Consider the following 11,238-nt stretch of genomic DNA (forward strand, 5'->3'; position numbering starts at 1 on the left):
CGGCAAGCGAATGGATGCTTGCATACAAATTCATTTGCCGGTTGTAAGAACATGGAGCACGAAGTGCGGAATGTTCGTGTGCGAAATCGAGTAGGAGTCAGCCTACTCGATTAAGATGGAAAATATGTTGTAGTATACTTGTTATAATTGTCCTCTAATTATAAAAAAATATGCTTACAGGACAATTATAATGCAAAAATGTGTTATAATTGTCCTGTAATAATAAAAAAATCAAAAATAGGACAATTAGCATGATAGGAAGAACAAAAGAGCAGGAAGAACTGAATAGGATATATGAAAGAAAGCAGACAGATTTAGTGGTGATATACGGCAGAAGACGTGTTGGAAAAACATATCTTGTAAATAATACTTTTAAGGGAAGATATGCATTTCATCATACAGGACTATCACCAGTAAATGAAAGCGGAAAAGCAGTAACCTTAAAGGATCAACTTGAAAGCTTTTATCTGTCCCTGCAGATGTATGGGATGAAAAAAGGTGCAAGACCAACCAGCTGGCTTGAGGCCTTTTTTATGCTTAAGAAGCTGCTTACAGAAAAAGATGATGGTTCAAAGCAGGTAGTTTTTATTGACGAACTCCCCTGGATGGATACCAAAAAATCCAGGTTTATTACAGCATTTGAAGAATTCTACAATGGTTGGTGTAATGAACGTGGAAATGTCATGCTGATAGTGTGTGGAAGTGCTAACTCATGGATTCAGAATAAGCTGATAAATAATAAAGGTGGTCTTTATAACAGGATTACCCATAAGATAAAACTGTCGCCATTTACCCTGAAAGAGTGTGAAGAATACTTCTTAAGTCAGAATATCCAATTTTCCAGATACGATATTACACAGAGCTATATGGTATTTGGTGGTGTTCCTTATTATCTGGGCTATATGGACGGAAGATTGAGCCTGGCTCAGAATATCGATAGGATACTGTTTGATGAGAATCCTATGCTTAAAGGGGAATATGAAAATCTTTTTACATCAGCATTTGATAAACCTACAAAGACAAAAGAGATTGTTGAGTTTTTGTTTGGAAGGAATCTTGGGTATACAAGAAGTGAAATATCCGAAAAATTCAGTGATATTTCAGGTAGCGAACTAAACAAGATTCTTTCAGCACTTGAAGAAAGTAACTTTTTAATAAAATATATTCCGTTTTCAGATGGTAAACGGGAAGAAAAATACAGATTGTCTGATCCATATTGCCTGACATATTTATATTTTATTAAAGGTCAAAAGAAAAAAGAAAGTTTTTGGCAATACAATGTAAATTCAAGCACTTTAAATACTTGGAGAGGCCTGGCTTTTGAAAATGTATGCTATCGACATTATCCACAAATCAAGAAAGCTCTGGAAATTAATGGAGTTGAGGCAAACATGTCCATGTGGATAAAAGAGAAAAACGACGATTCAGAAGGAACTCAGATCGATTTACTGATAGATCGTGCAGATAATGTAGTAAATCTTTGTGAGCTGAAGTTTTATAGTGGTGAGTTTTCTGTTGATAGTAGCTATGAAGAGAAGATGCGTACTAGGGACAGGCTTATAATGGAAAAGATATCCAGAAAAAAAGTTGTCAGGAACACACTTGTAACCACGTATGGATTAAAGAAAAATGCTTACAGTGGGATTTTTACTAATGTGATAACCATGGAAGCGTTATTTGATTGTTGATTTCCAGCCTATAACATGACATAGATGTGGTTACGGGCTGAAAATCAACAATATATGAAATTGTATAAAAAATACTGGTATATAACGCACAAAACCAAAAGTCACAGAACAATTGTTAACTTTAGAAAAAAATGTAATGATTTAGGCAAATAGGGGGATAAAGTAAGTATGAAAAACATTCAAGTGACCAGAAAAAAGAAATGGGCCAATGCTATTGTGCCGTATTGGATTATGACTCACAAAAACAAGACTGAGTTTATGTCTGAATATGAACTTAAAGGCGATGCATGTAAGATGTCAATGCTCGGAGGACCTGTTTCAAGACTGGATATGCAGGTGCTCGACCGTTTCGGCATAAGAATCATGAATGGGCAATCGATTGAATTAGAACTTCCGGATGAGATAACAACCTTATTTGTTTCAACAATGCACGGATATCTCTCAAATGAGATAAATATAGATAAGTATATAGCATCCGGAGACTCAGTTGTTATCAATACAAATGGTGGATTTATAAATTTACCGCATCCGGTAATTGAATGATGGTGCCATAAAGCCAATATTGATGATTGGGTCGGATTTTACTGGATTTCTCAGCTTGAGGATTTGGGTGAAAGAAAAGATAGGCTTGAAAAGCTACTTGAAAGGCTGAAAGAGCTTACTGAAGAAAAAGAAAAGGAAAAAAATAGAACATGACGACATATAATAGATATTATGTAAGCGGCTTAGAAGATAAAGAAAAATCCAGGCTTTTTCTTGCAATGCTATTCGCCTATAGCGATGCGTTTTCACTTTTGTATTATCGAAGAAAAGAGAATGAGAAATATAGCCAAAATGTTCAAAAAATAAAAGAGCAGCTGGAACAATTCAGGATAGGAGCTGAAATAGTAAAAGAATGGCCATTAACGAAGCAACTAGATGACAATGATCCTGTATGTTTTTTTATCACATATAAAACGGAAATAGAAGCGTTTAGTATATTAGAACAGATAGGATGCTTATGGGATTTTGACTATCCCACATCGCCTACTGACATTAGCTTTTTTAAGGATGGGTATTGTTGGTTTGAATCTTGTGCTCATGAAAGAATCAATAATCTCTACCTGGAAAAAGACAGGGAGGATTCTTTAATCTCTAATCTTCGTGATATTGGCGTGAAAATGATCTTAAAAGGTCAAGTATCTGAAGATAAACTCTTTGTGAATAAGAAAGCAATCATAAGACACGGTTATGAAGAGAACTCTGATACGCATGACATTGTGATGAAAATTAGTGATTATCATCCCGGAGAAGAGCTGCGGCTTGCTTGGAATGCAGGCTACAGGATAGAATCTTCGATTAATAATGATGGTATTTTGATAACAGCCAATACCGCCGGACTTAAATCATTGGCAAATCATTTACTTAATCTTGCGCAGCATGACGTACCTTCAGGAGCACAGATTGAGTTGGATAAGAATGGCTATTTGGAGCAAGAATCTGTTAAGATTACTATCCGGAAAGAATAAGGCTTTTTGTTCCATGGCATATTCAAAACAATTCATTGAATAAGGAGAGCACAATTAAACAACATTATCATTGAGAAAATCTGGCAAGATTATATGATGTTTGAAGTTAGAATAACAGCTCAAAATGAGTATGGAATTAAGGTGCTTATATGGATGAAGAAACAAGGAAAAAATATGAATTATTAAAAGAAAAGAACAGAATGTATGTAAAAGAAAAATATATTTCAAATCATGTTCTTTTTCAAGAATGCATGCAAAGTATCGGGCCGCATACCAGAATAAATGCAGATAGACATGCTGAGATATGGATTTGGTTGACTTCGATGCTACCATTTAGTTATGTTGGACATATTTTATGGGATGACGTGGTCTATAATAATTTCAATTTCAGTAAGGCTGAAATTCCAGATTGTTGTGAGATTGAAAAAAATGTTTTTTTATTGTGGTCAAATGCTCTACTTCCCGGAGTTTCTTGTAAGATGAGGTCTATTTTTGATAATTTTGATGATGTCAGTGCGGTAGATTTCTATGCATGGCTTATTCCAGAAGATTTTAGTTATATAATTGAATTGAACAGCGCCGGTAATCTGCATATTGCAATACTAAAATGACATTGAGCAATGATTAATTCTAGTCTAAACGTAGCAATATTCTTGATTGGTATTAATATCTGCCATCGATGCAGTAACGCCGTTTATCATATTCATTGCCTATGTGATTGTTGGAGGAAACTTTTTGGGGACTTATATAAATCTCTCAAATTATATAGATATAGCAATAAAGAGTCATACTAATGGTTTCTTGAAGTGGCTCGGGTATAAAGACATTGATGATGAAGTAATAAATGATATTGTTAATAACAAGGAAATCAAAACTATTCAGATTTCAGAGTCCTTACCGGATGAAGCATATCAGATAATTGATGAGCTCCTTTCGCTTCGACCAGATATCACTTTCAGACTATGGGATTTTATTGAAGAGGATAAAGTCGATATTTCTTTTCTTCTGAAAATGCCTCATTTGACCAGGCTTCGTCTTGATTTATATTTAAGAGATAATCAGCAAAAGATTGATTTTGATGTGCTGACAAAACTGAATTTAAGATCATTTTATATCGATTGCTTTGATCTGAGAGATTATCAATTTATACAATATCTTTCACCTGATCTTGAAGAACTTACCATTATGGCAGATACCATGGGACCTGGCATTAAGTTTGACTGTACATGGCTCCTGAGATATAAGAATCTGAAGTCATTGTGGCTTGGAAAAAAAGCAAAGAAAAATCTGGAAGTAATCAGCAATCTTCCGGAACTAAAGTCTTTAGCCTTAAGGGGCATCAAGATTAATGACTTTACATTCCTTTATCAGATGAATTTGGAAAGGCTTGCACTCCTTTGGAACTCAAATACTGATTTACAGTATCTTTCGAAACTGAAAAGCCTTAAGGAAATCGAACTATGGCATATCAACAAGTTAGAGGATATCTCATTCTTGGAAAAACTAACTGATCTTGAAATAATAAGGCTACAGGATCTTAAACATGTAACCAGTTTACCTGATTTGAGCAAGCAAACGAATCTACGAAAGATGTTCCTCATAAATACTAGAATTGATGAGGAATCCCTTCCAAACGTTCTTAAGGAAAAAATCAGTTACAGGGATGACCGGTGATTAATAAATGAGTGATTTGGACAATAAAGAAATTAGTGGTTCATATAATCGCATAATAAGTGAAATCTTCATGGATTTCCTGGATATAACATGGATGCGCTTTCAAATGTATCAAGAGGAAATCCGTTATAGAAATATTCCTTTCTTAGCATTTAAAATACGCGAAGAATCATCGGAAAAATTTAATTATATATGCCACGTGATTGAGAAATATGGGTGCATTGACGAACATATGAAGTGGGTGATTTTTGCACATCCCGGAAATAGGCGCACCACGTACATATTATCCTTGGAGGTTGTAAAGGAATGGAACATTGATACCTATAACAATGGCGAAAGGAAATGTATATCTCAGAAGGATTATTTTGGGGAAGAGCAGTTTAGGTACTATTGCGATAAGGCAATAGAGGATATACCCAGATTGGCTGAGTGGCTGAACAAGAAGTTGCCTTTATTTGAAAAATATAGGCTTTTTATGACCTTCGATAATCAGGATGAAAGAAGAGAGTGCGGCGGTTCGTGTTACATTCAATTGTGCTTTTGTAAACTGCCGAAGGATGCTGAAACAAAGGATATTCTTGATCTAGATGAAAACGTATTTTGGCAAAATGATTCGTTGTATATACATGGAGATTATCAGAATCAATTCTATAACGAATATAAGGATATTTTTGGACTTGGCATTAATGCAAGAATGAAGGAATCATTGTTTGATACCTGGGGACTAACATATTTCAACCCTGAAAAGATTCCTGGAATAATTGAAAGAGCCAATGAAAACAAACCGGAAGGATATGAGGATTTGACAGAGTGGCTTGAAAAAGCACGGGAATATAACGGATTCTATATATTGGGAGTATAAGACGGCTTGAAAGGGTAAAAGAGCTTACTCAGGAAAAAGAAAAGGAAAAATGGAATATGACGACATATGATAGCCGTTTTGACTATACCAACTTGTATGGAACAGAAGAATATGATGAACGGGTCAGATACAGTAGTTATGTTGAGGATGAAAAGTATTTTGCAGGGGAAGAAGTTGTAGAGCTTCCTGATGACTTTTCACTACACATAAAAAAGTATATTCACCGATCGGAAAGAGAGATTTATGCCAGATTCCTAAGGTGCAAGCTGTTAAAAAACGAAGAAGTTGTATATGAGTATGTATCAGTAGATGATCAGTGCAGGCCATTTACCCGTTTTATAAATCATAGTAATGGGCATAGATATTACCCATTTCATATTGATCTATATGGCATCAGCTATATTGATGTAGATACTTTAGAGGTATTCAATTATATACCGAGAGGGCAGACCAACGACATGAATCTGAATGTTGGAGAGTCCTTTATCATAATGGATATTCATTATGACCCTAATACCAATCTTGTTGCTTATGACGGTTGTTTGTGGGCATATCCTTATGACGTTATGGTGGGGGCTTTATCAGATCCTTTAGGTTTTGATCCGCATCTTGTGAGCATCTACGATATATTGGATTCCAAATATGAATCCGGGTATTACATCGGCTTTGATTCATGGGAGTCTGATGGAATTGTGGTTGAATTGGAATTTGATTATGAAAAGAAAAAAGAGTTTATAAGTATGGATGTATTATTACAAAAGATGAAACAGTAATAATGGAGTAAAAGGTAGTATGAAAAATGAAGGGGATCGTGAATGCCCGATTTTCGGTAAGAACATTGACTTCTGGAGAAGAGGTATGCCATGCGAAGTTTATTGAAACGGCACAGAAAATCAAGAGAGAATTAGAAAAAGTGAGGAAAAGTTAAGGGGTTAAAGTAAATGGGGAGAGCTTTTATTCTAAGTTGTGAGATATGGGGAACTGCTTTTAGGGTTTCAGAAATCATTAGAGATATTAGTGCAAAAGTGGACGAGGAAAATTTTAAGATTTCTCAATTTTCGGATAGTATTGAGAGTATATGTATAGTGGTCAATTGCCATCCTGATGAGAATTTAATTAGGGGATGGGGAAAGCCAAGAAAATATATTAGTTATCAAAAGAAATACGCCGACATACGTCTTCCAATTCCTTACGTTGAATTTGTTTCGTCAGACTATAATCATCAGTATCTTATGGTTGTAAAAAACATCGTAGACTCGATCAGGGTAATTGGAGAAAAGTGTAAGAAGAGTAAAAAAGCTGTTTTTGATAGCGAAGGACTTATAAAAACATTCCTTTCAAAATTAGAGATTTCGTATGATAGTATAGGAGATGTTATCGGCGTAATTCCTGACGAGAAATATAGAGAATTAATGAGCGAATATTGAAAGTGAATATTTCGGGCTATGATCCCACCCTGCATGCACCAGAGCACCACCAATTCACAGAAAAGCACCACTTGAAAAATCAAAAAATGAATTCATGGTTTAGCACCGCATTGTATCGTTCGCAAATATATGAATTAGAAGTCAGTGGGGACGGTTCTGACAAAAGAACCGTCCCAGTGTCACATCTTATCACGACATTTCAACGTGAATTCTGTATGTTTCAGCAGATATGCATTGAAGGACATTACCATCATGCTATCATGATAAAAACTAAAGAGTTGGGAAGAAGGAATCTTTAGGGAAGGTATAACGAATATGCGAAACAATCATGAACCCAGGAATTATTTTAAGGACAGTGAAATTGAAAGAATTAGTAATAGAATGAATAAGATTGACCCGGAAAGCCCTGACGCTCACGATAAGTGGAAAGGGCAGTTAATAGCGGGCATAATAATTCTGGCAGTTATCATAGGGCTTGTTATCTTTGTTTTTACAAGGTAAAGAGGGAACATCGGTAGAACTAGAATAAAGAAAAGCATTATAGAAAGGCAGATATCTCTTATGTATGAACAATTTGAAAAAAAGAGTATCAATTTGATAGAAATATTAGTGATTGCGAGGAAGTAGCAAGGAGAACTCTTGTGGATAGACATAATGAATATAGCTACAAAGAGATTTTGTATATAGACGAAAGCGGAATTCATTTTAAGGATGGAAAAACGATTCTATTTGAAGAATGCAGAAAGAACTGGGCAGATAGTAAGTATCAGATCCTTGCGGACACTTTTTGCGTTGCAGAAAGAGATATATGTGCGGAAGAGCCTTTCTTTTTATTCTATGATGATGAAAGAACGAGAGTAGTATTTAATAAGACGTCATTTCCTTTCTTGAATAAGAATAAAAGGGAGTTTTTGAAAGTTCAGGCTGAGTTGGAGCGTTTGGGCTATACAACATATGACCGATCATAAATATGAGTTAGTTAGGGGATCTTATGGCAAAAGGAAGTCAGTGGGGACGGTTCTCTTTGACTCATTTGCTTTGAAAATGAGTCAAAGAGAACCGTCCCCACTGACTTCCCTCTGACTTCTGCTTACTCCGCACCTGCAATTGTCACATTCTCAACCTTAATTACAGAAGGAATGAGATTGCAGTCATACTGTTTCTGCTCCTTGGAGAGCTTCATGTTCTTGAGAAGCTCAGGAAGGCTTCCTGATACGGAGCCGCCTGTTACGGGAGTTACCTTGTCGCCATCATGATAGTACGCAAGACGGATTTCACCTGCAATATCACCTGTTATTGGATCAACGCTGAAATCTGAGAATTCCACGGGCTCAAGGTAGGTGCCGCTGCGAAGCTCAGCCTCAGTGCTGCTTCCTCCGTCTACTGAGAAGTTCCCTGCAATAAAGGAATCCTTGATTCCAAGATAATATCTGAACTGAACGTCACCCCAGTAATTCTCGGGAACATTATCCTTTAAAATGTACATATCGTGAACTGGAGCACCCTGGCTGTCTACAGGCCTGTTGGCAGAGGAGTTGGGAAGCTCTTTCAGGGCTCTTAAGGTTATCTTGTCACCGGTTACGTCATCAGCGATTTCCTTGCCGATTTCCCAGTTTGAGAGACCGCGGTATTTCATGCTGGCCATCATTTTTGCTCCAAAGTACTGGAAAAGAGAAGCCGCATCCTCAGTTGAGAACAGGACAGTTGCCTTCTTGAGGGCTGGTGTAGGTGTTGCCTTCAGTCTGTCCTTGCCAAAGCGGAGGGTGTCGGTGAGCTCTTTTACCAGGTGGTCCTTGTCGCAGCTTCCTGCCTTATACATGCGGTAAAGCTCAATCTCGTGATCATCGTTTCTTGCATTGACTACCACCTCAACCTGTGAGCTGGGATAGACAAAAGTCACATCGATGCCCTCGGAGTTGACGTAGCGCTTGGTGCATTTTTCAGCGAAAATCTCGTAGGAGTTGATGTCCTCTGTGGAAGTTTCAGGAATCTGCTGAAGGGCCTCGATATAGTCTTTTGCCATTTTCTCTACATCATAATCCTTGTTCTCAACCTGGGTATTTTCCTTGTTGAGCTCAAAATATGCATTTTTAACATAGGAAGCGCGAAGCAGAAGGTCATCGATGATCTTCTTTGCCTCAGCCTCTGTTGCGGTAGGGGCAATCTCATCTGATGCGCTTCCAAGGAACTTGCCATCTTCGAGAGCCTTGTACACTGTTACGTTTATGTGCTCAACGTCTCTAATTCTGTTCTGATCCAGCCTGTGGCCTATAAAATAGAACTCCCAGGCTTCTGTAACTGTATCTGAAACCTCATAGGCAGTGGCGCCGGAGGCTTTCAATAATTCTATAATCTTGTCTGTCATTTTTTTCCTCCCGATAATTAACCAAGTCTTGCTCTTGCCTTGAGATACGGGCCGCCGTCGGAAACCTTGACCCATTCCTTGTAGCCTTTGCCGCAGGCTCCTGAGCCAAAGGACTCGTAGTCGGTGCTGGCCATTGAAATCGAGCCGAGAAGATCCGGAACATAGCCTGTAAGGACAACGGGTGAAACGACCTTGCCTGTGAGCTTGCCGTCAACAATCTCGTAGCCTCTTGCGATGATGCACTGAATACCCCAGTGCTTGGGATCCTCCATTCCTGAGAACATGCCGGAGAGAAGATAGCCTTTTTTCACTGAGGCAATCATTTCTTCCTTGGTGTACTCGCCGGGATCAAACATGGTGTTGGTCATTCTGGTGTAGGCCTTGTGCTCGAAGTTCTGACGTTTGCCGTTACCTGTAGGCTCACAGCCAAGACGGAGAGCAGCGAGGGCGTCGCAGACACCGGTCTTAAGTATTCCTTTGTCAATCTCGATGACGTCTCCAGCCAGGGTTCCCTCGTCGTCAAAAGCGTAGCTGGCAACATCCTTAACACAGTTGGCACCTTCGTGCATGGTAACCTTATCGGATCCAACGCGCTTGTCAATGTAGGAAGCGCCGAGAGCACGCTGTTTTACGAACATATCCATCTCAACGCCGTGGCCGAAGGCTTCGTGGGCGATAAGGCCGGAAACCTCGGGTGAGGTGATGATATCGTACTCGCCGGGCTCGATGCGCTTTGAACCCAAGTTGTCATTAAGCTCCTTGAAGGTCTTTTTAACAGTCTCTCCAAGGGTGTCAAAAATGTGGGGGCCTTCCCTGTCAGATACGCCGTTGTGGGCATAGTCCATTTTTTCACCGCGAACACCGGTCATGGAAATGCCGCCTTCGGAGTATACATAGCTCTGGCGAAGGTCCTTGTTCTTAGTCAAAAACATCTTACAAACGTGGGTGGACTGAGCTCTTACGTTGCAGTCGATGATCTCCTCGGAAAGTGCGATGCCTTCGTTGCTAAAGCTCTGGAGCTTGTCCATAAGGGCAGCAAGATCAGTGGTCTCGGGAAGAGAGTCTGTCTCCATCTCCACAAAGAGCTCCTGAGGCTCATCCTTAAGCTGTTTTGTAAAATAAACTAAAGATCCGGTCTCATCCAGAACGGAAATCTGTGCATCCAGGATTTTTCTAATCTTGGACGCTGTCTCCAGAGCCTTGTCAGGATCAAAGAGGTTAAAGGAATACTCGCTGTAGAGGCCATTTTTGTAGACTCTTACAACGTTTCCTCTCTCAGTCATCAGTGTGTTGCCCGTTATGGATTTAACCTTCTGGGAAGCTGCCATGGAAAAGCCCACGGAATCCGTGGAGAGCACGCTGACATAGTCAAAGTGCTTCGAAAGCTCGGCTATGAGCTCTTTCAGGCCGGCAGCGATACTTTTCAGATAAGGTGAAAATTCTGCCTTCATCAAATGTCTCCTTTCATAATTCATGGAAATTGTCTTGTCAGACCTGTTAATTGTAAGCTATTGCTCACTTATAATCAATTAGATATATTAATGATATAGGTGCCAAAAGTCATAAATGCGTACATGCTGGCATGTTAAGCATTTTGACTTTATGGCCCAAACAAATATGAGGAATTAGCAATTTACGCAGTAAATTAGCGGTTTCCGAATATTTGTAGAATTGCGAGAATGACGATAGTCATGGAGCAATTCGTATATCATAT

11 protein-coding genes are annotated in these 11,238 nt (G+C 38.6%); 9 read left to right on the plus strand and 2 right to left on the minus strand.

The features are described from left to right. The first annotated feature begins 251 nt into the window (after nucleotides 1–251). The 9 genes from G588_RS0117415 to G588_RS0117460 all read left to right on the plus strand — a co-directional run bounded on the left by G588_RS0117415 (nucleotide 252) and on the right by G588_RS0117460 (nucleotide 8,127). Nucleotides 252–1,688 carry an AAA family ATPase gene (locus G588_RS0117415; RefSeq protein ID WP_022779978.1) on the plus strand — a complete coding sequence of 479 codons (1,437 nt, stop codon included), beginning with the start codon at nucleotides 252–254 and terminating at the stop codon, nucleotides 1,686–1,688. A gap of 168 nt (nucleotides 1,689–1,856) precedes the next feature. After that, nucleotides 1,857–2,231 (plus strand): hypothetical protein, encoded by a 375-nt coding sequence (locus G588_RS0117420; protein ID WP_022779979.1) that lies wholly within the window; start codon nucleotides 1,857–1,859, stop codon nucleotides 2,229–2,231. 149 nt (nucleotides 2,232–2,380) lie between these two features. Beyond that, nucleotides 2,381–3,196 (plus strand): Imm32 family immunity protein, encoded by an 816-nt coding sequence (locus G588_RS21865; protein WP_022779980.1) that lies wholly within the window; start codon nucleotides 2,381–2,383, stop codon nucleotides 3,194–3,196. Between the two features lie 149 nt (nucleotides 3,197–3,345). Continuing rightward, nucleotides 3,346–3,807 carry a CDI toxin immunity protein gene (locus tag G588_RS0117430; RefSeq protein WP_022779981.1) on the plus strand — a complete coding sequence of 154 codons (462 nt, stop codon included), beginning with the start codon at nucleotides 3,346–3,348 and terminating at the stop codon, nucleotides 3,805–3,807. Between the two features lie 124 nt (nucleotides 3,808–3,931). Continuing rightward, a complete protein-coding gene (locus G588_RS0117435) occupies nucleotides 3,932–4,870 on the plus strand; it encodes a hypothetical protein (protein WP_022779982.1) in 939 nt (312 codons plus the stop codon). Nucleotides 4,871–4,877: 7 nt separating this feature from the next. Further along, a complete protein-coding gene (locus tag G588_RS0117440) occupies nucleotides 4,878–5,732 on the plus strand; it encodes a hypothetical protein (protein WP_022779983.1) in 855 nt (284 codons plus the stop codon). Between the two features lie 56 nt (nucleotides 5,733–5,788). Further along, entirely contained in the window at nucleotides 5,789–6,505 is a 717-nt protein-coding gene (locus G588_RS0117445; protein WP_022779984.1) for a hypothetical protein, read from the plus strand. Nucleotides 6,506–6,673: 168 nt separating this feature from the next. Then, nucleotides 6,674–7,159, plus strand: coding sequence for an Imm44 family immunity protein (locus tag G588_RS0117450; protein ID WP_022779985.1), 486 nt, complete (start codon nucleotides 6,674–6,676; stop codon nucleotides 7,157–7,159). 641 nt (nucleotides 7,160–7,800) lie between these two features. Then, complete coding sequence (locus G588_RS0117460; RefSeq protein ID WP_022779987.1) at nucleotides 7,801–8,127, plus strand: hypothetical protein; 327 nt, start codon at nucleotides 7,801–7,803, stop codon at nucleotides 8,125–8,127. Nucleotides 8,128–8,249: 122 nt separating this feature from the next. Here the strand turns inward: G588_RS0117460 and G588_RS0117465 are convergent, their stop codons facing one another. Next, nucleotides 8,250–9,524: a metallopeptidase TldD-related protein gene (locus tag G588_RS0117465; protein ID WP_022779988.1), complete on the minus strand. Its 1,275-nt coding sequence runs from the start codon at nucleotides 9,522–9,524 to the stop codon at nucleotides 8,250–8,252. A gap of 17 nt (nucleotides 9,525–9,541) precedes the next feature. Next, nucleotides 9,542–10,975 (minus strand): TldD/PmbA family protein, encoded by a 1,434-nt coding sequence (locus tag G588_RS0117470; protein ID WP_022779989.1) that lies wholly within the window; start codon nucleotides 10,973–10,975, stop codon nucleotides 9,542–9,544. Nucleotides 10,976–11,238 lie beyond the last annotated feature (263 nt).

It is taken from the genome of Butyrivibrio sp. AE3009 (assembly GCF_000420845.1).
Classification (GTDB): domain Bacteria; phylum Bacillota; class Clostridia; order Lachnospirales; family Lachnospiraceae; genus Butyrivibrio.